The organism is Nostoc sp. CCY0012, from assembly GCF_963920855.1.
In the GTDB taxonomy this organism is placed as follows: Bacteria; Cyanobacteriota; Cyanobacteriia; order Cyanobacteriales; family Nostocaceae; genus Cyanocohniella.
In genome coordinates, this window is record NZ_CAWUDM010000007.1 from 14,020 (window position 1) to 35,435 (window position 21,416).

The following is a 21,416-nucleotide window of genomic DNA, read 5'->3' on the forward strand; positions in this document are numbered from 1 at the left end:
TTCAGTAACTTAATACGAATAAATTAAGTTACTGAACTTAATCAAATTATTGATTTTCCCAGAATGCATCTAAAGCAGCAGCCGATTTCAATATCTCTCTAGCTGTTGTCATCGCTTCAGCCTCCTCTTTTCTTGACTGCTCATCCATACGACTGGACATATCAGTTAAATTTATATTGGCAGCAGCCAAAGCGCGAGATTGTTTTTGTGCTTCAGCATGTATAGATTTTGTAATTATTGAGCCTTGTAAATTTTGAATGGCAATTTTTTTGAGGATATCTTGAGTCACAATATCCTCTTGGGCCGCTTCAGCATTATTTGAAGAAGTCGCTACAGCTTCGTTAGATATTTGCGCTTCTTGGGCTTGTACTTTTTGTCCTTCAACGCCTAAAGTCGATTGGGATTGACCACGGGTATACTTTTGATTCCAATCTCTTACAGCATTTTCGGCTTGAGTCCGGGGATCTATTTCTAATAAATCGCCTGACTGCTTTGCAAAAACTTCTTCAATCTTTTTACCAGCATTTAAAGGGTCTGGTATTCCCAAATTTCCTACAGTGGATTGAATTGCTTTGTTTATTTCATTATTTAACTCACCCCAACCTTGACTAAATTCATTTCTATAGCTATTTATGTACATCTGCAAACTGTTATACATTTGCTCAAACTGGGTTAAAAAAGATTTGGATGGTTCGTTAGTTTGAGCGTTAGCAGGTAAAGTAGCTAAAGCTATATAAAATGCCAAACTAGAAATTAATATCGATTGTTTGAAAAGTTTCATACAAATTTTCTAAGGGTACTACAAAAGGTTTAGATGAACAATAAGAAGATACTAAAGCCTGTTTTTTCTGCATATCGATTGAAACACCTGTTACTACCAATGGCTGTGGTGCAAATCCATCGGCAGTTGCAAGACTTTTAAAAAAATCGCTTTCATAAGTAGCCGAATTTGCAGGAAATAATGATCTAGCGTTTGTATAAATCAAAACATATCCTTTTCCCGGTTCAAACTCTGAATTAATACCTGGCTGTTCTAAGTCTGGGTTAGCTACTTGGTTGTACTTTAGGTTTCTAAGATTACGACTTTGCTTGACTGTAACTTCTCCTATATGTAATTGAGCTTTACAATCTTGCTCTTTTCCAGCTATAAATTCTTCATGTTTTTGCTGGTTGTATTGCCATACTTGAAAGCTGCCTATTGAAACAACTCCTGCCAATATTGCTAACAGGATTTTGTTTTGAATTACTAAGGGTAATAAATTCTTCATAGTGGTTTACCTTGCCTAATGCACTCAACATAATGCTTAGAAAATTCTGCCACCCATGTAAATTTATCGCTGTAAATTTTTTTAAACTTATCTCGTGTGGCTTGTTCTTCTCGGCTGTTGGCGACCAGGGCGAGGAGGGGATAAGACGGGTAATAGCGACATCTAATGTATTTGTTGTTATAGTCCAGCAGCCACAATGTATATAGCTGTTGGATGTTTGGGGTGAAAGTTTCGTTTTTGTCAATAATTTCCCTGGGAATGCCGAGTAATTCAGAAAAGCTTTTCGCAGCCCCTGGGACAATGCGACCAATCAACCGTAAAGGCATATTCTGTAATATTTGCTCCCCTGCCTCCGACTTGGCGATAGAGATAACATCTTGAGCCGCTAGAATAATGCGGCATCCTGACTTACGGGCAGTAGCGCATTTACGACCTACTAGCCGAGATAAAGCAGGAAAGCGTAACAAAACACTTGCCTCATCCATAAAGAACACACTATTAGGCGAGGATAACGATTGCCGTGATGCTGCAATATAAGCAGACATCCCGAATACCTCAGCATCTTTACCCGATTGCAAGTTAGTTAATGCAAATGTGATTAGTTGACTGTCTGTTTCAAAGGTAGAAGGTTTGCAAATGGCATCACCTATGGAGCTAGATTTCCAATACTGGAGTCGCAAGCGAATATAATTCAATGCTCTATCAACATTTTCATCTTCATAACCCAAATCAATGCAGTCTGCGGCAAAAAACTGCTCCATATCAACTAAAGTAGGAGTGTTTGCCCAAGCAGCAGACCCCAGCCCCTGTTTTTTAGCCGACTCAAATCGTCGTTGAATATCGGGATTTTCGTAGAAAGTTTTTGTCCCCAAGGGAATCAATGACTCGATTGTTTGAGCGAGGAAGCCATCAAACTGCTGTGAACCCAAAACCAACTGTAAGACTATCAGGTTGACATCGTTGCGATGCGCTTTTACCCTATCTTCTCTTTGCTCTAACGGGATTTTTGACAAGTCTAAAGGTTGTACAAGGTTGTTCGATTGCTTGGAAATATCAAAGTAAAATCCTTTGTAGTACGGTGTGAAATCTCCAAACGTACCTGAACCATCATCGTTAGGCAAGTCAATCATGAGTATTGACATACCCACAGCCAAACACTCAGCAATAATAGATGAGACTAAAACTGATTTCCCACTTCCAGTAGTACCAATGACCATCATGTTTTTGGTTTTGGTCAAGTCAATTTTGACTGGTGAGTGTCCCTCATCAGCAATCAATTCAAACCCCTGCGTGTCGGCCTTAGCATTCTGTACAGCAGCAGTTAAGCCGATTACTTCACTAGCAAAAAATGTTAATCGTCGATTGTAAGGGCTGGTTAGTTGTGGTTTTTGTTTTAGTAACAAGGTTTCTAGCCAAATTAACCAAGCGTATTGAGTTTCACGGGTTAGTTCTGCTGGTTGGTTGACGTAGCCAGAAATCAGCCTGCAAGCATCGTCAATTTCTTCTGGTGTGTCGCGGTAAATTAAGACAATCAGAGCTAAATTTTCCGGTACATCACCCGTATAGAGTTGCTTTTGGGCATTTACAGACCATTCAGTGTTAATCTGCGATGCTACGTCAATGGTTTTTTTGCTAGCATTGATCTCAGCGTTGCGCGATCGCCTGGTAATCATTTGCTGAGTTAGCCTAGTCAGCTTTTGATCCGCAGGGCTAATCTCTGTAATTATCTCGATATCGTGAATGGTATCACGGGCGAATATATTCCACAAAAAACGCACTTGATTTGCTGTGTCAGCAAACGCTTCTGGCTTTTGGGTTAGCGTCATTACCCCTACATACTTTTTACCATTGTTTGGAGTCGGCAGACATACCCACTGCCGATCTGCGTAGGGTATACCATTGTTCAAAAGTACAGAGGTTGCATGAGCCTGATCAATATATTGTGAGTCTTCTGGTTCAGTTTCGTTAAACTCCTCTCTCAAACCAGATTCATCAAAAACCAGGGTGTGAGGGAGTTTTACTAATTTGCCTCCCACATTGTAAGTTAAATCTCTCCAAAGTTGCTTTTCGGATTTGGGAGAGGGAAATAAACCCATTTCCGACAATATTTGTTGATGTCTGAGTGAAACATTTATGGCTTTTTCCAGAATTTGAATAATCGCTTTTCTTGTTAACTCAGTTGCGCCCGTGGGTGTAAATCTACGCTGTAAGAAATTGGATAGCTTCACTATGGCTCGGTCAACTGAATCGCCTGCTTCTGTTCCTCCTGGTTTAATGGTAAAAGTAGTATAAATATTGAGAGTGATATTTTTCCGTTGTTTTTCTCTGGTTAACTCTTGAATTCGGGCTAGTTGACCCCAGTCTAAAAACTCGCTTTCATCATTGACAGGATTGTTTAAACGATGGCGAAAACGTTCAACAGCTTCCTCTTCATCACACAATGAACTCCACCGGAATGTGAATTTTTCACCAGGTGGTATTTCTTTGCACCCATTCTCAAAAGCATGGGAAATCGCTTCTACTTGCTCGTCTGAATTAAATAAAGGATGAAAGCCTGTACAGGCATAGCCGAAAACCAATTGCAAAGTATTATTAGTATCGCCTACTTGCTTTTTACTCAGTAAATAAGCACCAATAGTATATCCTCCCTTCCTTAGCCTTACAAGCGTTGTCAAGTCTAATACATCCTCGAAAGGGCTGAGTTTTTTACTTCTGTTTTTAGATGTTGTTTTCACCATGATTTAGGAAGTTTTTTCAAGCCGGCTTTTTTCTTCTCTTGAGGGGAAGAATATCGGACATAACCACGCGTCCACATGGGAACCCCTGGGAAAATTTTTGACCAAAACAAATAAGGTTTTTTTCCAGACAAAGTTATTGTCGTCGCACTAAACCAGAGACCAATTAATATGCTCCATATCATCCCTAAGCGAAAGAAAAAAGCAATGAAAAAACCTACTCCAAATGACATAAGAGAAACAGCAAATTGAAATCCTGTAAAGATGCCAATTGATGCACTTTTACCCAGAGATTGATTGACTGGTTTGATTGATTGTTTATCTTTCATAAGCATCACCGGGAAACCACATCCCTTTGTGGATGGGAATTGAGAAGATAGTCAAGGATTAATGTCCATAACATTAATCCTTGGATGGGAATAACTTAACAAGCCGCAGTAATACCAGCAAACAGTATATTTTGGGCAATGAATAACACAAGAGTTATAAAGAAAATTCCTACTGGTTGCTGCACCATCTGTGTAACTTCTTGCCCATCACCTAGAGCATTTGCAACTTTCACGCCAGATGCTACGAAATAAATAAATAGCATGACCGTTATTGCAGCATTTATGACTCCAGGTAATGCATTGATAGCAGCATTACCCAAAGCACCAGTAGTACCGAACATACATGTCAATGCTTGTTGGGTTGGGTCGAACAAGCCAAATGCTTGTGCTGGCATTATTTGGCTGGCAATAATCAAAGTTGTACCCACAGCATAAATATGATGCTGATATTTACGTCCATACTTGCCTATAACTTTAGCAACTTTCTGGCTATTAGATTTGGGTTGTCGTGGTAAGCGTTCGTTAATCAAAACAATAGCTCCTTTTTTCATTTTTTTTGAAGGCATTTTTCTTTCAAGCCCCTAGTACCGCTGCGCGGAAGTCAAAATTCAAAAAGCTTATCAAACAGGCTATTTGACAAGGGTTTTTAGGTTTGGATCTGTTACAGAATTTTGATGAATTGGTATTACTCCGAATGGCACTAAGAAAAGGGAAAATCGTTGAAGCAGCAGGGGAGAAAGAAGAAGTTTTAGACATACGAAGAACGAATATTTAGAAATTCCCCTCTGCACCCCTGCACCCCTGCCCCTCTGCAATCCTTACGCTACTTACCTTTCAGCTAAACGAGCGTGCCATTCGTATTACTCCCCCAGCACTTTCCTCTCCCCCGGCTCCCCCTGCTATCTTCGATGACGCTCTTTTTTGAAATACACTCTCTATATCTGCTAGGGTATGTTCCCTCGCTAGGGAGCGAATTTCTTGAAGTACTGGAACATGACACTCGTATAGTTTGGCCATTCCTTTTAAACGTCCTGTAGTGGGATCGTTAAATTTGTTAAATTCTGGTACATACTTACGAGCAATATTCAAGTATTCCTGGAGTTGCCTTGCTGAAACCTTTGGCTTCATCATTGCTGCAACTTCTGGTCTGGTTAATTCTCTGACTTGTAGTGCCTCCATCTCATGCTCAGAACTTCTAATTTTTCTTGACTAGACTTTCTCATCTAGAAATTGGTAAATTAACCAAACAACTGATTGAGAATTTGCACGCGTTTTTCTGCTGATAGCCAGCAAAAAGCGTATTTGTCCCCTTTTGAAAAGGGAAAGTGGGAAAACATGATAATATGTGTCTGAAAGCCCAAACATTTATTTGAGAAACGACCACAGGTAGAGGGTTTCCCTGCTTTAGGTGGTTATCTCAAATTTATAATTACTCTCCAAACAGTTAGTGAATGCTTTGTAGCATGACTCTAAACTAAATCTGCAAAAGAAAGCAATACCAATTAAATAGAACTTGATATTTCTACGTATAAATTTACGTTAATGACTTTACTTTCAGTAGTTGATTATTTAAAACTTTTATGCCTAATCAAAATTTTTGCTGATTTTCTCTATCTTTAGCCGTAGTTTACGGTGGTAAACGGCGGTAAACCACGGTAAACCCTGGTTTTAATAAGCTTTCTCTATATCTAATCAAGATTAAGAGGAATATTATCTATAATTTAATCGTTGTATACGGCGGTTTTTTGTTGCATACTGCTTTCATCGCGTTGGTAATTTCCCATGAGAGGCGAAGACGGAAAATTTGCTAGTCAACCAGATAGTTTAGACCCTAAACCTGTTTGCGTTAAGCTCCCGACAGAAGTTCGTAAATGGCTCAGAGATAAAGGCACTGATTTTCATCGAGAATTATTAATCCACGCTTGGGAGGAGGAGTCACAGTCTTCCCCAAAATTGGTAGCCTGAGAACAGAAGCATCGGTTCCCCAACTTTCCCAACCTTCCCCGATCGCACAACAAACTCAGGCTCAAATTGAAATCGATGCTCTCTCTTCTATCAATTGCCCTAAGTGTACTTGCAATAAACTTAAGCTTTTTAGGAATAATGAACTACAAAAGCTTCAGTTGCAGTGTACCTTTTGCAATCACGTTTTCTTTGCTTAAACTACCTATTTTCTCGCTCATAAGCTAGTTAAATGCTACAACTAACCAATCACAAGCAAGCAATTTACAACCATTGGCAAAGTTGATGGGGATTATCCACTGACCTTTTTTGAATTCAAAATGCAAAATTAAAAATAGAGCCTGCGGCATAGCTCCGCTTAACGCGTAGCGTCTCGCAGAGAAGCGACTTGACAGAAGAAAGCAACATATTCCTCTACCCCTGCCCCTCAGCTTGCCTTCATGAGCAAATTTCTGATCCCAACCGGATTGTATCTTTCCCAGCCTCCCCAGGCTTGCCATCTGACTTTGGAACATTGCTCCTCCTTAAATAACCGTTTGGGGGACTGTTGGTTTCGTGTCACTTAGTTGAGTGATCATTTCTTTATTACTAGTAGGTGACACCAAATTGGAACATTACTCCCCTTAAATAACCGTTTGGGGGACTGTTGGTTTCGTGTCGCTTAGTTGAGTGATCATTTCTTTATTACTAGTAGGTGACACCAAATGAGAATTTGCTTCTTTTTGCTCACTAAACTTATGAGCTGATTCATCTCGCTCTAGCCATTGGTGGAAAATTAAATCGCGCTGATCATCGGGGGAAATAAACTCGTAAACTTGCTCACGATTTTTTCTAGAACCTAACCGACCGACATAGGTTAAACTTAGCCCCATACAGCCTAATAATTTTTGGGCGATCGCAATGGGGGTCAGTTTCTCGGAAATCGTAATCCCCAAGTAATTTTGGATAGTATACCGATGCTGGACTGCTATTGCTTTTAATGCCAGTAATTCAGGAAGAGAACCCCGAAGTTTCACTCCTGGGGTAAGAAATTCAAGGATTTTGAGTTCTTCTATGAGCATCACCGCAGGCATCATCTGTTGCTGATTAAAATCAGGCTTCCAAATTGCACCATTACCTGCCTCTGCTTGTGCCTTAGCTCGTTTGGCATCACGCTTTGTGAGAAAATCTCGCCCCAATGTCAGATAATATTGCATCCGCAGTTGGGGATACCAACCGTCATCATCTTTCCTGATTAAGTCAGCTGTGACTTCAATACCGTAACGATGGGCTAAATCTGCTTTGCGTTCTTGCTGGCGTTCGGTACGAGTTTTCGCACGTTTTTCTTTAATTTTCTTGAGTTCAGTATCTGTGGGAATTTCCACAGCAGCAGTTTCTTCACACTCGTTTGTGTACACACTAAGGGATACTGCCTTGACCGATTCTAGAATTTTTTTACCTTCATCGTCATCTATATCTGCGGCATCTAAAATCTTGTAGCCATCACCTAGCAAACCTTTAAGCACAGCATCACGATAACATTTCATGTCAGCATTGATGACACAAGCACGTTTTCCCCAAGTCTGTAACGACTCTGGTTGAAAATTCTGGTCAATGTAGCTGTAATCTTCATTATCAGCTGCGGACAATAGGGCAATATTAGCGCGAGTTGCTGAGTGTTGGCTTCGCAATAACGCCCCGATTGCAGTCATCCCGTTACCAATTCTGCCAAAACCGCGTTTTCTCACCCAAATGTGACGGTCGGCTGTCTCTCGTAATCTGGCTAGCATTTGGCGCACCGAGTTAGTTGGCTGCACTCCCTGAAAAATGCCCCAGACTGTAGAAAAATAGCCAACGATATCGATAGAAACTCCGGTTTCTAAACTAGGCGAGGCAATCACTAAATCATATTGTGTCAAAATTTCATTCAGATGCCCAATGCAGCCGTAAGCTGGATGTGTCGGGTCGGCTACTGACTCGCTATCAATTCGCAAAATTCGCAAGTTTGGGAATTTCCGGCGAAACCGTTCTTCTAATGTCTTAGTCCCCCATCGTGATTTGGCTTTTTGAGCAGAGCAACAAAGTATGTGATGGCCTCCCTTGGACAAGGCTTTATCCATCGCCGCGACTAATTTTCGGGGATCGTTGCCACTGTAGTTGTAACATTTGCCGGAATCAGGGCGATAGTTATTAACAATTACAAAGGGGTTAACTCGGTATTCACCAGCCAAAGATAGTATATATTTAACGTCTGTATCTGAGACATCTGCCGAAGACAGGTAAATTTTACCATGCTGGCTACTGAGAACATTTTGAACTAATTGCTTGAGGTTATTGAGTACCGCTACCCGGCGTTTAGCTATCTCGGTTTTAGAATTGAGCAGATGCCAGAACACCTGGTCGCATTCGTCGATGATAATCACATCATTAGACCAGTCATTGGGGTTAAATTTGGCTTGGCTTTCAGAATGCAGTGAATCAATACACACGCCATAGCCGAGTAAATCACCTGTTTCTGAGCCATAAATTTCAGTAACATAGTTGACACCAAAACGATTACATAACGCTTCTCCTAGTTGGATGCGATGAGTAACAATTAGCACTCTCCGCCCTTGGTCGTGTGCTTTTGCGACCTCACCAGCTAGCCATTCGGTTTTTCCTGTACCTTTGGGGGCCTTCAAAACAATCAGCTTTTCGCCTTCTGGGACGAGAATTTGACCTAGAAAACGCTGGTTGAGTGCGATCGCCGGCGGGTAAGTGAGGATGGTAAACAGCTTGATTTCCCACATTTGCAAGACTTCGGCGGTATTGTAAAGAGCGTGAAACGCCTCTTGACCTTCAGCCACGATAAAATCGTCAACGCCCTTCTCCCCTCCTGGCGGTAATTCAATGACTTTGACCTCACAGCCCTCTGCCATGAGTAAACGCCCCATGCGATTGATAGCGGTTTTTACTCGTTGCACTGTTTCTGGCTTGGAATCTTGGTCAAAGCAAATGTTCATCTGCCTATCCGCAGTGGCGAAATGTTTCAGGTCAGGGATGAGGAAAGGTTTGCCAATAGTGATGCTGTATTCATCTTGGGGAGTCCGATAACCAGCGTTCACCCCAGGTAGCGCAATCGCCGCATAACCAGCTGACAGTAATGCAGCTGCTTTCTTGACCCCCTCAACAATCGTCACAGGGACATTATGTAGCCAAACCCAATGCCAGAAACCGCCAGGATGCTGCAAATCTTCTTTTGTAATGGGAATGCTACATCGGTCTGAGATTTTTGCCCAATGCTGTTTTGTAATTTGCAGGAAGAATGCTCGTGTCTGTTCTTTGGGGGGATGCTCGTACTTGAGAAATTTATGAATTTTTTTCTGGTCACGCCTGGGTTGGTTGGGTTTGAAGCAACCCCAAATCATTAACTTGTAATCGTTCAGGGGATCAATGCCACTGCACCACCACCCCCCATACTCCAAGTGGCTATATCTTTTTAAGTCGCCATCCCTGAGTCGTCCATCATTACGGCGTGAGATATTCGGGCTGTAAATGAGAAATTCATAAGGTACTGTGCCGGAAAGTGACTTGGCATTGAGAGCGAAGATTTCTTGATCTATTCCGCTATTCAGCCATTCTTGAAGGTGTTTAGCTTCAAAGATAGACCCTTGAATGTCAATTGTATTGATTTGTAACACTTTTGTAGCCCCCGATAATAATTGCGTCTATCGGAGCTACCCACAGTTAAGGCGAAACTAGCGATGCTGAAACCTGTTCTCTATCACAGCTAAAAATTATTAGCTGAATGTATGAAGTGTTTTTTTTGAAATGCTCATAATGTTTTGCTTTCAAACAATTCATCCTACTTGGTCTCAACTAAACTAGTTTCACCATAATGGTGCAGACATTGTTAAAGTAAAATTACGTTTTTTGCGGTTGGTTGCTTGGCAGCAGTCAGTCTGTGAGTGAGCAGCTACAAAATGTTTGTAGAATGCCAATACAATGTCTGTTCTGTGGGTAGCTAGCCGATTTCCTATTTTTGGTACATTCTTAAGAAAAATCGGTCATCAGCTGGTGTCTTTTTGCTGGTGGCGGATTTGCTGCGTTGTCAAAGATTTCAGGTTGAAGTCTGACACTCCATGCTGGAAACTCTCTGTAATTTAGTTGCAGTAGTTCTGATGCGCTTTTTAGCTCATTGATGAGGCTAGTAGCTTGTAGATAACTTTGCCAGCAGAATTTAGTAATTGAAGAAGGCAGAAGGCAGGAGGCAGAGGGCAGAAGGAACAAGTCAGAAGGTAATTCAACTCCTCCTGATTTAGATCCACTAAACTCTTGTACCCTGCGGTCAGATGACGCAACAGTGGGGGTCTTAAACCCTTGCTCCTTGTGGTTGCAGCACAGAGTAGAGGAGAGAATGCGGTTTTGTGGTTTCTCCAGGTGGAGCAATTTTTGTGACAGTGTTCCTTCTGCCTCCTGCCCTCTGCCCTCTGCCTTTCTTGATAAAAATTTATTAACTTGAAAAATGAAAGTAATCACGAAGTTATCCTCATTTATGAGGTATCTAGTCGTGAAATTCTCCTTTAGATACTTGTAACTGTGAAACTCGACCTCAGTCTACGTTTCTGTCTATTTAGGGTCGGGAGAAATTGTAGCGCTAGATACCTTCCAGAATTTTTCTGAAAAAAAAGGCATACCATACCCGCCCGTGTGTGCTAATATTGCCACAAGGGTTGAGTCGTGAGTTCCGGTTAGCTCTCGAGATTTAAGTGTTTTTGACCTTCCCCAAGATCTCCGAACACCAATCTTTCGTCTAACGGCTCACCTGGATATTTCTATTTTCTTAATATACTGCTTTGTGGCTTTTCCTCCTGTAGATACAAGGGTGGTTTGGGCTTGATTAACATAGCTGTAGTTAGAATAACATTCCTCATTCCGCTCTCAAAGATAAATTTTAATAACTCGCTGCCTCATTGTGGCTACGTTAGTCGTTTCCCCGCCTGAAAAGTTTGTTCGGCGGTTAAATTTAGTTCGGGGAAAGTTGGTGATTGAATGAGATCGTCATCCCTGAACTGGCTAACTTGATATTCGTCTTCCACTAAGTAGTAGATGGAAACAGTTGGTTTTTTGGGATTGCCAATAAACTTACGTCCACCGAGGGCAAGATAATCGACAATCCAATATTCGGGGATTCCCACCTCTTCATATTTACCTAGTTTCGTGAAATATTCGTCTCTCCAGTTGGTGCTGACTACTTCAATAACCAACGGAATTGACGCTGCAAGGCTGAGAGTGGATTCTTGTTTCCACAGAGGTTCATTGGCTAAATTAGGGCTATTAAGGAGCAGAATACAGCACTTCCGGCTATTATGAAGCACAATTTTACCCATATCCCTTTCCTATCCTAACTTTTGCAACTGTGTGCGTACCTCATAGCAGGCGGAAGTGCTGTATCTGGTGAATAAGCTGATTCACTGTCAATTGGCTTAATGAATGCTGTTTTGGGAAGGTGGTTTTTTCTTCTAATGGGAGCCAAGGCAGAGTGGCTAGGTCAAGAGTTTGTGGGTTAATCATTCTTCATCTTCCACTAATTTTAAACCTCGTTTGCTTGCCCGCCTACGCTGATCACCTAATGGTTCAACTCTGTCATCTTCAGGCAAATTATCTATACAATGCTTAAATAAAACTTTTTCAACGTAGGCGTTTACGCTTTCCCCCGCTTCATTAGCTAAATCAACTAACTGGTCTGTTACCCAGCTATCTAGCCTATACGTGGTCGCTATTCGCCGTCTTTTGGTCATTTCAAGAATTTCGCTGTACACTCTACCTCCTCAATTGCAGCACATCAGCAGTATACTCACAATCAAAACTTATTAGCAATACAATAGAAATACAGTTATCTTATCTGTTAAGAGCAAATACATCAACTAACTGTATCGTTAATGTATTGCGAAAGCTATTATATTGTTATTAGCATGGCAAGTGTGAGGGACAACCGACAGACCACTCTCACCCCAACGCTAATGAGAGCAAGTATTAAACCTCATGTACGGACTTGTTTCAAACCCATACAAGGGCAAGTGGAATGTAGCAACCCACAAAACAGGGTCAATCATATTTCAAATTTTTTATCAGCCTTTTTCTTTTCAATCCAGTCTGCTAAAGCTTCGTCTACAGCTTCAGAAAAACTGATATCACATAAAGCGCTGATAGCTCTTACTTTTGCTGCATTATCTCTACTGACATCTGCTGTAATTTTTGTAAAATTCGGGTCTTGTCGTTTGCTTTTGGGTTTGTCTGGCACGAATAACTGTAATTCAGTTTGCACCATAATTTTATATCCTTTGGCTAATTGCCGTCATGCCACGAGTATAGAAGATTTATTTTGTGCCAGCTTGCCATTATGCCAGCACAAAAACCGTCACACCCGCCATGCCAGCATAATGGCATTTAAGTACACTAATAAGCGTGAGGAGTAAAGAACCAACCACCTCATCTCAAAAAAAAGAAGCAATGACTCAAATTTTAACTACAGAGCAAATTCAGAGCATTCTTAAAGGCATAGAAGAAACATTGAGAATGCTGCAAGCCAAATCAGAATACAGAGAAATAGAAGCTACTGAAGAATTTACTAGAGCGAATGATTTTAATTTACTTGATGTAATTCATGCGTTAGGTGAAGTTCAAGAAGGCATTGAAAATTTTCAATCTACTCAGGCAGAAAATAACGGTATTTGATGCCGTCATTCAACATAATTACCCTTGACATTTGAGGAGAATAATGAATCTTTCACTAGTCAATGATGCCACGCTACTGACTCAATCAAAAGTGTACCAAATTGACCTAACTCTGTATCAATACAGGCATAAAAGCGGCACAATTAACGCACCTAAATATACTTTTAGACCAATGGCTGGACAGCGAAAAAAGAAAGACTTGACCATCAACAGAAACAGCTTATTGACTCGTTGTTACGAAGTGCAAGGTATGTCTACTAATGCTTCTGTACTCAGTCAATCATCATTGCAAGTGTCAATTTTTTGAGGTAAATTATGCCAAATCAACCACTACCAGAATTGATTAATCAAGCCCAAGAGCTACTTGCACAAATCCGCAAGCATCCAGATTTCAAAACATTAAAATATCACCCCGATGTGACTCTAGGGGATGCGGAACAGGCTTTAATCGAACTTCAGTCACAAACTCTACTATCTTCTGAAGCAATCAGAATATTCGCCCTTGAAGGTTTTACAGCCTGAAAAATAGCGATTGCACCAGTCGCCAAAAGGGTAAAGTAAAATTCCATCCCTTCTCCCTACAAGAAGTCTATTAAGGCGGTAAAAGCTGTTTTCCATTTCTTCTAAAAGCGCACTTTCTCTATCTAGCAAGCATTACAACCATCAATACATAGATAAATGCAATGTTACCAATTGGAGAGTAACAGTTTTTCAACCTTCGTTGCCATAGCAACTTACTTAATTCAAGCTATCTGGATATAGTAAGTAACTGGAATAAAGCGAAATGTGCTTTTTTATTTATTAACAAGGTGGAAATTAACAATGGCAAGCAAGAGATACTGTCAAAAATATAGGCAGCTAAAAAGAAGTTATGAAAATATCTGTAAGAAACAAATATCAGATACTAGTTGGCATCGTTTGATTTCTCAGTTGAAGAATTACTTTGATTTTGATATCGAATCACCGAAAGCAGGTAAAATAATTTACCATATAGCGAACTTAAAACGCACACATAGAAACTTCCGAATTAATTCAGAACACTTTACTGAATCCTGGCAACTATTTCAGCACTACTATCAACAGAAAACATACTTAACTTGTGCCGAATTTTTAGCAGATTTGATGCAAAGACTTGATTTAAGCCAAGTATCTAAAACATTTAGATATAGCTGGTTTAGTAATGGTGGAAAATCATCAATTCACTCAAACCATTGTAGCTCATAGGTAATCAAGGCTCAGGCAAGACTTATACTGCTGGTGCGATTGCGCGAAGCGCAATCGCATTCTTCAAAATGACTCTCACCAATACCCGTAAAGCCAAAGAATACTTGCTAGGAATCACCCATAATGCTACCAATGAATCATTCCCAGACCGTACAGCATCAGTACGTAAGGCAGGGACAATTTTACTGAAAAAGTTTAGCGCCAATGGTGAAACACCACTCTCTAGGATATTTGTCCGCTACGGGCTTGTAGATGAGAATCGAAACAACTTAGAGGATGAAGAAAGAACGCTACCCAACTGGATGCACCCTGAAAAAATCTACCAGCACTTCCACGGTAAGCCAATCAATTTTGATGACTAACTTCTATTTTAAAGTCTCTTGCGTGCAGACTAAGTTACCCTTAAATGAAGGAGGAAAAATAAGCTTGTTTTGATGATTGTTCAACTGATGACTGTTAACTGATAACTGTCAACCACCAAGGTATTATGTATAACTACAATCCATTAGAATGCTTACCTTCATCGGCTGAATTACCCGATTCTGATGATACTCCTGTGGATAACGAACTGCAAATATTAATCCCCAATTTATTGTTAGCCATCTTAGCTGCGATTTGGCAAAACCGCGATGATTGGTTTTTCGGCATCAACATGGGAATTTACTATACACCTTTAAAACCTGCCATAGTTCCCGATGGATTCCTCACTTTGGGTGTAGAACGTTTTGTTGGTGAAAATGGACGTTCTAGCTATGTTTTTTGGGAAGAAGATGGAATTCCACCTATTTTAGCTTTAGAAGTTGTTTCTCAAACTTACAACGGCGAATATGAACAGAAAAAAATCGATTATGCCGAATTAGGCATTTTGTATTATGTTATTTATGCACCAACGCGGCTACGTCGTAAACGCCAACGTTTAGAAGTTTATCGCTTAGTTGAAGGTAAATACATTTTACAACCAGGGGATAAAATTTGGATGCCGGAAATTGGTTTAGGTATTGGACGGGAACAGGGTACTTATCAAGGAAGAACACGAGAATGGCTGTTTTGGTATGACGAAAATGGCAACAGATACCAAACCCCGGAAGAACAATTACAAAACTTATTAGTCAGATTACAACAGCAAGGAATTGATCCAAATACATTTTAATTTTGTTGCTGTTTGACAGATGATGGTTAACAGTCATCTTAGTTCAAATGATTTAATATTAGCTACTCATATAGTACAAAAAAACTAAAGCTAGGTTTGGCTGTTCAGCCTAATACAGAAGGTTTTGTGCTAAATTGGCATACCGTATTTTTGCTTAATCAATTGGAATATTCAGTATTATTTCTTTTTGGATATTGCAGCTAGTTCGACATGACTAGCTTTATACAACACAACTTTTACAAGAGAAAGTTTACCGTAAACTGTACTATGTATTTTTGAGCCAAGCTATGCCAATCATTGCAGTGATCAATCAAAAAGGAGGAGCCGGCAAGTCAACAGTTGCCGTGCATCTAGCACGTTGGTTGCAAAAACAACGTAAATCTGTGTTGGTTGTAGACGCTGATGCTCAATGCTCATCTTCCAAATGGCTAGCGCGATTAGAAAATGATGTTCCTTGCCAGATTCTTCAAGCACCTGATGTACTTTTGGATGAGTTACCTAAATTGATAGATGAATACAATTGGGTGATTGCTGATGGGCCAGCCGCACTATCTGAAACAAGTAGAGCATTGATTTTAACTGCTGATTTAGTGATTGTTCCTTGCCAACCTACGGGTGTTGATCTGGAGAGTGCTTCGGATACTGTACGACTGATTCAGCAAGCTCAAAGGATTCGCCGTGGAGAGCCGAAAGCAGTGATGTTTGTAAATCGAGCAGTCAAAGGAACTAAATTAAAGGATGAAGCCATCGAAGTCCTGCGACTGATGCCAAATGTTATGGTTCTGGATAATGTGCTTCATCAGCGCCAAATTATTGCTGACTGCTACGGCCAAAATTCTACAGTTTTTGATTTATCTGGCTCCACAGCCGGAATTGCTAGACGTGAAATTGAACAAATATTTAAAAAAGCTTTGGAGGTTTTAAATGCCTAAAGCTAGGCAGCCACTTAGTCAAGGACTTGCTGCTTCTATTGCCCAAAAATTTATTGCAGACCCAGCAAGTGTTCAATTTTCTCAAACTATACCAATTGAACAAATTCAACTTCCTGCCCAACAACCCCGTCGTTACTTTGACCCCAATAAGCAAGCTCAGTTAGTCAAATCAATTCAAGAACATGGGATTTTGGAACCTTTGCTGGTTCGCCCATTGGCAAATGGGAATTATGAGCTAGTTGCAGGGGAAAGACGCTATCGAGCAGCACAAGAACTGAAATTACCTGATGTTCCCATAGTCAGTAAGGAGCTTGACGAACAACAAGCTCTCCAAGTCTCTCTGATTGAAAACCTGCAACGCGAAGACTTAAACCCAGTTGAAGAAACTGAGGCTATTCTTAAGCTACTTTCCATTACTCTCAACATCACTAATGATGAGGTGGCTTCTATCTTGCATCGTGCCAACCATGCTAAAAATCGTGGTAAAGAATTGGAGGAAAACGTTTTCCTCCAACTTCAAACTATTGAATCAGTTCTGGCTGGCATTGGTCGGTTTTCTGCGGAATCATTTCGTACCAGTCGTTTACCGTTGCTGAATCTGCCTGCTGAAATTTTGAGCGCACTACGATTCGGTCAGATTGAGTTTACTAAGGCTAGAGCGATCGCGCGTGTCAAAAATGAGCAACAGCGAAAAACTTTACTCAAGCTAGCAGTATCCAAAAATTTGAGTTTGAGCGAAATTAAACAAAAAATCCAAGAACTAAATAATGCTGAAACAGAACAACCTAGTACCAGCTATGTTCAGAGGTATTCCCAGATTGGTCAACAATTAAAGAAAGCAGATATTTGGCATGACCCAGATAAACGAGCAAAGTTAGATTCTTTGCTGTCTCAAATAGAAGATTTAGTTAAAAAGACTGATGGGTAAGGTATTGAGCTTTTGACAAAAACAAATTTTAAATTAGAACAGAAAACTGATTAGTACACGCCATCTGCATAATAAGTTACTGCCCCAACCACTAGATTTAGCTGACGGGGAAATGCAAAGGACCTCCTGGCAATAGCGATATACAATCGCAACCCAAAGATATTGCCCACAAGGATCAACAGAATAATAAAATATGCACTCACATATATAAAACAGATTGCATTGGCCGAATGTCTGATTAAACAGAGAGATAAATTTTCTGTTGCATCCTACCAACCATGCCAAAAATCGTGGTCAAGAATTGGAGGAAAACGTTTTCCTCCAACTTTAAACTATTGAATCAGTTATGGCTGGCATTGGTCGGTTTTCTGCGGAATCCTTTCATACTAATTGTTTACCTCTGCTGAATCTGCCTGCTGAAATTTTGAGCGGAGAAGGTCAAATTGAGTTGACTAAAGCTATAGTGATTGCGCGTAGACTTGGAGCGGCTTCTGAAAGTAGCGCAGTGCCAGATCGGGAGGCTGGGGGAGAAAGAATCTGATTATCGTCTTCGCTCTCAAAGTTGGAGAATTTAATTTCTGGAAGTCCCTAACCCTCTTCCGTCGGGAGCAACGCGTTCATAGTGAGATCGTCGTGAAATGAGCAGGGGGAGCGGAAGTAGCTCTTGGAGAAAAGAAAATATTTTTCATTGGCAGCTAAATGCCTCAACCCTTCGGCTGCGCTCAGGGTTGACGGTGAGCGCAGTCGAACCGTCAAATCATTATTGTATAAGAAATACACGCCTTTTTATTTGGCGTTTCTTGTATTTGCTTTCCCAGTCCCCCAGCCAAGCCACCTCACTTTGGAGCGTTGCTTCCCTTCCGTCACTCTGGGGTGAAACCTTAATTTGGTCATGAATTAAAATTTTCCAAATTCCCAGTGGGGTATATATGGGGGTTATATATACCCTAAAACACTTTGAGAAATTTGATGACTATTTAGCCCCTATGTAGGGTACACATAGGTGTTGCTTAGGGTATTTTTTCCAAGTGACATCTTTGTACCCCTCTTGACCCCCATGTCGAACATTCACGCCTTGCAAAAAATTTTCCCGCTGGCTTTGATAATGGTTATGGCAGCCTCAACTTTTAGTTGATGGTTTTGAGGTTGTTCGTGTCCCCAGCTAAGAACAAACAAGACCAGCAGACTTTTCATCTATATCCGAAACCCCGAAAGAGTCTGACAATCAAACATTTACCCTTGACTTTGATTTGTAGTATTTCTCACTACTGGCTTGAGGGGACAAAATTTTTCGCAGAATTTCTCAATAGCCAGATATCCTGGCTATTGTAGAACTCACCACGTTGCTCCAATTGAAACCCACCCAGCAATAATCCCAACCATACCTCTACCATTGGCATTTTCAAAACCCGTTGCAGTTTGTCCACAGAAATGTCGTCTTTGATATTGACTAAATAAAGAGCGATCGCACTTTGCCATCTCTCTACATCTTCATCACTGGCCAAATTCCGAACATCCTCTAAACTCGTTACTTCTTCCACCATTGCCAACACTTTTTCTTTCTCCACCGGGGCTACTACTGAATCATTGGACTCACCTATATGAGAAAAGTGATGCGCCCCATGTGGTTTAAAAGTCTGCGGTATTACTGGTTCTATTAAATCGTCTAAATCTAACTGCATTGTTGTCCGTACTAATCCCGCAAACATATCGGTACTAATCACGGGACCTTCAGGATGATTTTGATCGCGTACATCCTGCAAAACCGACTCAGCACGAGATTTGAGAATATCTGCAATTTGAGAAAAAGCCAGTGCTGCGGTTGATAATTGTACTTCCACAGGTAAATCATGCAATTCTGCATCTAAACACTGCCATACTGCATCAAGTGAAGATGTTGGTGGAGCTTCTGACATCTCATCTAGCACATCCCAGATAGTTAACTGACGATACGTGGACATGGTTATGATTCTGGATGCAATGGACAAGGACGTACTGGGCAATGAGATGGGCTAATCTCAAACATATCCTTATATTGATATAGTGAGACACCATATTCTTTGGCAAACGCCTGCAACACCTTATCTGTGTAGGCGCGTATCTTTCCCGCCGTTAGCCCAAAACAGTGAATTGGCTCTAACCGACAAATTGGCTTTTGTCCCAGCCATAATTCTGCACCCAAGGCGTGTAATGGCTTATCCCCTGGTTCCTTATATAAGTACAGCACTGCAAAATATGTTGCTGGTGGTTCAACTGAAATGGCATCAATTTCTGTTGACTGATTCTCAGTGCGGCGACGATAGAACGAACGACGATTATGGCAAATGCGCGGATTCCAACATCCATCCCCTTCAGCACCATGCAGTACCTTTGCTTTAGAAGTCGGTAACTTGGCACATAGCTGGCACTTAGGATCAAGTGGCTTTGGCATACCTTACTCCACTTCTTCACCAATTGCACGGTAGTAAGCAGCGATCGCCGCTTCTTGTTCGCTACGGAGTGTGTAGCGCCGAAATGCTTTCTCGCTTTGATGTCCCGTCAACTTCCGCGCATGGCTGGGATCAACACCCAATAGCAACAACTCGGTAGCGTAAGTATGCCGGAATTGGTGAGGATGCAAATCTTCAATGTCTGCTAATTCCCCAATTTTCTCCACTGCAAAGTAAATCCCGTGATAACTCAAGCGATCGCCTTTATATGAAGCATGGTGTGAAATCATTAATGGGGAGTCGCTGGTTAAAACCTCCCCCTGTTGTTCTCGCCATTGTAAATACTCTGCTACCACTTCCCGACTTTCTTTTCGCAACGGTACTAAACGGGGTTCATCAGTTTTGGTATCAGGTAAAAACAGCAGCTTGCCATCAAACGAGCCAACATTTAATTGTACAACTTCCCCAGCGCGGAGTCCATGACTGAGAATATGAACCAGTGCCGTATCCCGTTGTTTTGTTTCTCCCAGCAAATCCAATGCTGACCACACCCGTTGCATTTGTTCTATGGTTAAACTTTGAGCTGGTGGCAGTGGCACTTTCTCCAGTTTAATACCCAATGTAGGATTACTAGTAACAAGCTCAGGATACGTGTAGCACATCCATTTAAAAAAGCTTTTGAGTGCCGCAATCCCCGCATTGATGCTGCTTTTTGAAAGCGGTTTACCTGCATCAGTTTGCACTTCATCTCGTAGGTATTCTTTGTATTGCCCTAAATGGCGTGGACGCAGTTCATGATAGTGCAGTTGTGTCCATGCCAAAAACCGCTTTAGTTCACGTTCATATAGCTTGCGGCTGTTAGGTGCCAGGTTATTACTTCGTAAAAACTCTTGTACTTTGACAAGGCGAATATCAGTAGGTGTTGATGTTTTTGTCGTCCTTATTCCGGCAATCTTTAATGAACTTTCACCATCCAGGGGAATCAGTTTAATTGCAGGTAAATAATCTGTATTGTGGTTCATTGGCTTAACTAACTGCATAATCTGTAAACTGGCGCTTAAAAGGAGCGTGAAATCCGATCACAATATCTTGCTTAGGAATTCCTAAATTTGCCAGTTCTTCTGCAACTTCGGATTCTGTACCATTATGTTGCAGCCAGACTTTACCATCTTTAATATCAATATGTAAAAAACAACCATAAACTCGGCGTTGATTTTTCCACCCCACATTCATCAATTGATAATGATGGCGTTCGGTATCAAATACTATTTGCGTTTCTATATCTGAATCAGGACTACCAATTTCTGCATATTCACGTAGCAGTTTTTGTACGATTTCACTGTACTGTGTTATTTTATCCATTCTACAATCTCCTCTGTCTCTGGGTTATAAACTATTAATTTCAATTGATGAATACGGATAATATTTTGTACGAGTCTAATTGTAAAAAATGAACTGTAAGCATCAATTGGTACTGCTAAATGGCGTAGATATAGCGAAGCTGTCACCAGGGGCAAGATAGACTGAAAACTCTTACTGTCGGTGGGACGATAACATTGCCGCGACTGGAACCATAACATTGCCGCTTTTAGGGCTGTAATACTTATTCTTCCGTGAGAGCGATCGCATCCTTTTTTGATGCATTGGAACCATAATATTGCCGGAAATCAAAAATGGAATTATAAGCTTGCCAAAAAAAGGTAATCTTAAGATTTGATTTTTAAGTGGGTGTAGGATTACCAAATGCTTATGCCAGAGAAGTT

The 21,416-nt window shown here is 40.9% G+C and carries 24 protein-coding genes and 1 pseudogene; 9 read left to right on the forward strand and 16 right to left on the reverse strand.

All coding sequences use genetic code 11. From position 1 onward, the window contains the following. Positions 1 to 46: 46 nt before the first annotated feature. The 6 genes from ACM0OS_RS02985 to ACM0OS_RS03010 form a co-directional block, all read right to left on the reverse strand. On the reverse strand, positions 47 to 781 hold the full coding sequence (locus ACM0OS_RS02985; protein WP_414541666.1) for a hypothetical protein: 735 nt from the start codon (positions 779 to 781) through the stop codon (positions 47 to 49). Next, positions 747 to 1,268: a hypothetical protein gene (locus tag ACM0OS_RS02990; protein ID WP_414541667.1), complete on the reverse strand. Its 522-nt coding sequence runs from the start codon at positions 1,266 to 1,268 to the stop codon at positions 747 to 749. The genes ACM0OS_RS02985 and ACM0OS_RS02990 overlap by 35 nt, the downstream gene beginning before the upstream one ends. Next, positions 1,265 to 4,006 carry a helicase HerA domain-containing protein gene (locus ACM0OS_RS02995; protein ID WP_414541668.1) on the reverse strand — a complete coding sequence of 914 codons (2,742 nt, stop codon included), beginning with the start codon at positions 4,004 to 4,006 and terminating at the stop codon, positions 1,265 to 1,267. The genes ACM0OS_RS02990 and ACM0OS_RS02995 overlap by 4 nt, the downstream gene beginning before the upstream one ends. Continuing rightward, positions 4,000 to 4,332 (reverse strand): hypothetical protein, encoded by a 333-nt coding sequence (locus tag ACM0OS_RS03000; RefSeq protein WP_414541669.1) that lies wholly within the window; start codon positions 4,330 to 4,332, stop codon positions 4,000 to 4,002. The genes ACM0OS_RS02995 and ACM0OS_RS03000 overlap by 7 nt, the downstream gene beginning before the upstream one ends. 95 nt (positions 4,333 to 4,427) lie before the next feature. Further along, positions 4,428 to 4,883: a hypothetical protein gene (locus ACM0OS_RS03005; RefSeq protein ID WP_414541670.1), complete on the reverse strand. Its 456-nt coding sequence runs from the start codon at positions 4,881 to 4,883 to the stop codon at positions 4,428 to 4,430. A 283-nt stretch (positions 4,884 to 5,166) separates the two neighbouring features. Next, positions 5,167 to 5,511 carry a hypothetical protein gene (locus ACM0OS_RS03010; protein ID WP_414541671.1) on the reverse strand — a complete coding sequence of 115 codons (345 nt, stop codon included), beginning with the start codon at positions 5,509 to 5,511 and terminating at the stop codon, positions 5,167 to 5,169. A gap of 603 nt (positions 5,512 to 6,114) precedes the next feature. Between ACM0OS_RS03010 and ACM0OS_RS03015 the strand changes: the two genes are divergently transcribed. After that, positions 6,115 to 6,297 (forward strand): hypothetical protein, encoded by a 183-nt coding sequence (locus ACM0OS_RS03015; RefSeq protein ID WP_414541672.1) that lies wholly within the window; start codon positions 6,115 to 6,117, stop codon positions 6,295 to 6,297. Positions 6,298 to 6,917: 620 nt separating this feature from the next. On the opposite strand, the gene ACM0OS_RS03020 is transcribed toward ACM0OS_RS03015, so the two are convergent. From ACM0OS_RS03020 to ACM0OS_RS03040, 5 genes and pseudogenes are all read right to left on the reverse strand, one after another. Beyond that, positions 6,918 to 9,944 (reverse strand): plasmid replication protein, CyRepA1 family, encoded by a 3,027-nt coding sequence (locus ACM0OS_RS03020; protein WP_414541730.1) that lies wholly within the window; start codon positions 9,942 to 9,944, stop codon positions 6,918 to 6,920. A 361-nt stretch (positions 9,945 to 10,305) separates the two neighbouring features. After that, positions 10,306 to 10,791, reverse strand: coding sequence for a hypothetical protein (locus ACM0OS_RS03025; RefSeq protein WP_414541673.1), 486 nt, complete (start codon positions 10,789 to 10,791; stop codon positions 10,306 to 10,308). A gap of 440 nt (positions 10,792 to 11,231) precedes the next feature. Next, positions 11,232 to 11,603, reverse strand: a pseudogene (locus ACM0OS_RS03030) (Uma2 family endonuclease); the annotation flags it as partial. A gap of 219 nt (positions 11,604 to 11,822) precedes the next feature. Further along, complete coding sequence (locus ACM0OS_RS03035) at positions 11,823 to 12,053, reverse strand: hypothetical protein (RefSeq protein WP_414541674.1); 231 nt, start codon at positions 12,051 to 12,053, stop codon at positions 11,823 to 11,825. A gap of 311 nt (positions 12,054 to 12,364) precedes the next feature. Next, positions 12,365 to 12,583, reverse strand: coding sequence for a hypothetical protein (locus ACM0OS_RS03040; RefSeq protein WP_414541675.1), 219 nt, complete (start codon positions 12,581 to 12,583; stop codon positions 12,365 to 12,367). 182 nt (positions 12,584 to 12,765) lie between these two features. Here ACM0OS_RS03040 and ACM0OS_RS03045 point away from each other — a divergent pair, with 182 nt between their 5' ends. The 8 genes from ACM0OS_RS03045 to ACM0OS_RS03080 all read left to right on the forward strand — a co-directional run bounded on the left by ACM0OS_RS03045 (position 12,766) and on the right by ACM0OS_RS03080 (position 17,224). Beyond that, positions 12,766 to 12,990 carry a hypothetical protein gene (locus ACM0OS_RS03045; protein WP_414541676.1) on the forward strand — a complete coding sequence of 75 codons (225 nt, stop codon included), beginning with the start codon at positions 12,766 to 12,768 and terminating at the stop codon, positions 12,988 to 12,990. Positions 12,991 to 13,033: 43 nt separating this feature from the next. Beyond that, positions 13,034 to 13,297, forward strand: coding sequence for a hypothetical protein (locus tag ACM0OS_RS03050; RefSeq protein WP_414541677.1), 264 nt, complete (start codon positions 13,034 to 13,036; stop codon positions 13,295 to 13,297). A gap of 8 nt (positions 13,298 to 13,305) precedes the next feature. Beyond that, positions 13,306 to 13,512, forward strand: coding sequence for a hypothetical protein (locus ACM0OS_RS03055; protein ID WP_414541678.1), 207 nt, complete (start codon positions 13,306 to 13,308; stop codon positions 13,510 to 13,512). A gap of 300 nt (positions 13,513 to 13,812) precedes the next feature. Next, positions 13,813 to 14,214, forward strand: a complete 402-nt coding sequence (locus tag ACM0OS_RS03060) for a hypothetical protein (protein ID WP_414541679.1) — start codon at positions 13,813 to 13,815, stop codon at positions 14,212 to 14,214. A gap of 68 nt (positions 14,215 to 14,282) precedes the next feature. Further along, a complete protein-coding gene (locus tag ACM0OS_RS03065) occupies positions 14,283 to 14,576 on the forward strand; it encodes a hypothetical protein (RefSeq protein ID WP_414541680.1) in 294 nt (97 codons plus the stop codon). A gap of 125 nt (positions 14,577 to 14,701) precedes the next feature. Beyond that, positions 14,702 to 15,364, forward strand: coding sequence for a Uma2 family endonuclease (locus ACM0OS_RS03070; protein ID WP_414541681.1), 663 nt, complete (start codon positions 14,702 to 14,704; stop codon positions 15,362 to 15,364). 287 nt (positions 15,365 to 15,651) lie between these two features. Then, a complete protein-coding gene (locus tag ACM0OS_RS03075; RefSeq protein ID WP_414541682.1) occupies positions 15,652 to 16,296 on the forward strand; it encodes an AAA family ATPase in 645 nt (214 codons plus the stop codon). Then, positions 16,289 to 17,224 carry a ParB/RepB/Spo0J family partition protein gene (locus ACM0OS_RS03080; protein WP_414541683.1) on the forward strand — a complete coding sequence of 312 codons (936 nt, stop codon included), beginning with the start codon at positions 16,289 to 16,291 and terminating at the stop codon, positions 17,222 to 17,224. Before ACM0OS_RS03075 ends, ACM0OS_RS03080 begins: the two co-directional genes overlap by 8 nt. A 1,265-nt stretch (positions 17,225 to 18,489) precedes the next feature. Here the strand turns inward: ACM0OS_RS03080 and ACM0OS_RS03085 are convergent. Genes ACM0OS_RS03085 through ACM0OS_RS03105 form a run of 5 tightly spaced genes read right to left on the reverse strand, consistent with a single transcriptional unit; the run spans position 18,490 to position 21,233 of the window. After that, complete coding sequence (locus tag ACM0OS_RS03085) at positions 18,490 to 19,185, reverse strand: hypothetical protein (RefSeq protein WP_414541684.1); 696 nt, start codon at positions 19,183 to 19,185, stop codon at positions 18,490 to 18,492. Positions 19,186 to 19,187: 2 nt separating this feature from the next. Next, positions 19,188 to 19,655, reverse strand: a complete 468-nt coding sequence (locus tag ACM0OS_RS03090; protein ID WP_414541685.1) for a hypothetical protein — start codon at positions 19,653 to 19,655, stop codon at positions 19,188 to 19,190. Between the two features lie 3 nt (positions 19,656 to 19,658). Continuing rightward, complete coding sequence (locus tag ACM0OS_RS03095) at positions 19,659 to 20,675, reverse strand: tyrosine-type recombinase/integrase (protein ID WP_414541731.1); 1,017 nt, start codon at positions 20,673 to 20,675, stop codon at positions 19,659 to 19,661. Positions 20,676 to 20,679: 4 nt separating this feature from the next. Then, positions 20,680 to 21,015, reverse strand: a complete 336-nt coding sequence (locus ACM0OS_RS03100; RefSeq protein ID WP_414541686.1) for a XisI protein — start codon at positions 21,013 to 21,015, stop codon at positions 20,680 to 20,682. Then, positions 21,003 to 21,233 carry an element excision factor XisH family protein gene (locus ACM0OS_RS03105; protein WP_414541687.1) on the reverse strand — a complete coding sequence of 77 codons (231 nt, stop codon included), beginning with the start codon at positions 21,231 to 21,233 and terminating at the stop codon, positions 21,003 to 21,005. Before ACM0OS_RS03105 ends, ACM0OS_RS03100 begins: the two co-directional genes overlap by 13 nt. Between the last annotated feature and the right edge of the window lie 183 nt (positions 21,234 to 21,416).

Excerpts from the sequence above, each read along its gene's own strand:
- ACM0OS_RS03090 (WP_414541685.1), bottom strand. The coding sequence starts at position 19,655 with ATGCCAAAGCCACTTGATCCTAAGTGCCAGCTATGTGCCAAGTTACCG.
- ACM0OS_RS03055 (WP_414541678.1), top strand. The coding sequence starts at position 13,306 with ATGCCAAATCAACCACTACCAGAATTGATTAATCAAGCCCAAGAGCTA.
- ACM0OS_RS03060 (WP_414541679.1), top strand. The coding sequence starts at position 13,813 with ATGGCAAGCAAGAGATACTGTCAAAAATATAGGCAGCTAAAAAGAAGT.
- ACM0OS_RS03075 (WP_414541682.1), top strand. The coding sequence starts at position 15,652 with ATGCCAATCATTGCAGTGATCAATCAAAAAGGAGGAGCCGGCAAGTCA.
- ACM0OS_RS03010 (WP_414541671.1), bottom strand. The coding sequence starts at position 5,511 with ATGGAGGCACTACAAGTCAGAGAATTAACCAGACCAGAAGTTGCAGCA.
- ACM0OS_RS03095 (WP_414541731.1), bottom strand. The coding sequence starts at position 20,675 with ATGAACCACAATACAGATTATTTACCTGCAATTAAACTGATTCCCCTG.
- ACM0OS_RS03005 (WP_414541670.1), bottom strand. The coding sequence starts at position 4,883 with ATGAAAAAAGGAGCTATTGTTTTGATTAACGAACGCTTACCACGACAA.
- ACM0OS_RS03070 (WP_414541681.1), top strand. The coding sequence starts at position 14,702 with ATGTATAACTACAATCCATTAGAATGCTTACCTTCATCGGCTGAATTA.
- ACM0OS_RS03040 (WP_414541675.1), bottom strand. The coding sequence starts at position 12,583 with ATGGTGCAAACTGAATTACAGTTATTCGTGCCAGACAAACCCAAAAGC.
- ACM0OS_RS02985 (WP_414541666.1), bottom strand. The coding sequence starts at position 781 with ATGAAACTTTTCAAACAATCGATATTAATTTCTAGTTTGGCATTTTAT.
- ACM0OS_RS03015 (WP_414541672.1), top strand. The coding sequence starts at position 6,115 with ATGAGAGGCGAAGACGGAAAATTTGCTAGTCAACCAGATAGTTTAGAC.
- ACM0OS_RS03000 (WP_414541669.1), bottom strand. The coding sequence starts at position 4,332 with ATGAAAGATAAACAATCAATCAAACCAGTCAATCAATCTCTGGGTAAA.
- ACM0OS_RS03050 (WP_414541677.1), top strand. The coding sequence starts at position 13,034 with ATGAATCTTTCACTAGTCAATGATGCCACGCTACTGACTCAATCAAAA.
- ACM0OS_RS03035 (WP_414541674.1), bottom strand. The coding sequence starts at position 12,053 with ATGACCAAAAGACGGCGAATAGCGACCACGTATAGGCTAGATAGCTGG.
- ACM0OS_RS03080 (WP_414541683.1), top strand. The coding sequence starts at position 16,289 with ATGCCTAAAGCTAGGCAGCCACTTAGTCAAGGACTTGCTGCTTCTATT.
- ACM0OS_RS03105 (WP_414541687.1), bottom strand. The coding sequence starts at position 21,233 with ATGTTATGGTTCCAGTCGCGGCAATGTTATCGTCCCACCGACAGTAAG.
- ACM0OS_RS03100 (WP_414541686.1), bottom strand. The coding sequence starts at position 21,015 with ATGGATAAAATAACACAGTACAGTGAAATCGTACAAAAACTGCTACGT.
- ACM0OS_RS03085 (WP_414541684.1), bottom strand. The coding sequence starts at position 19,185 with ATGTCCACGTATCGTCAGTTAACTATCTGGGATGTGCTAGATGAGATG.
- ACM0OS_RS03065 (WP_414541680.1), top strand. The coding sequence starts at position 14,283 with ATGACTCTCACCAATACCCGTAAAGCCAAAGAATACTTGCTAGGAATC.
- ACM0OS_RS03045 (WP_414541676.1), top strand. The coding sequence starts at position 12,766 with ATGACTCAAATTTTAACTACAGAGCAAATTCAGAGCATTCTTAAAGGC.
- ACM0OS_RS02995 (WP_414541668.1), bottom strand. The coding sequence starts at position 4,006 with ATGGTGAAAACAACATCTAAAAACAGAAGTAAAAAACTCAGCCCTTTC.
- ACM0OS_RS02990 (WP_414541667.1), bottom strand. The coding sequence starts at position 1,268 with ATGAAGAATTTATTACCCTTAGTAATTCAAAACAAAATCCTGTTAGCA.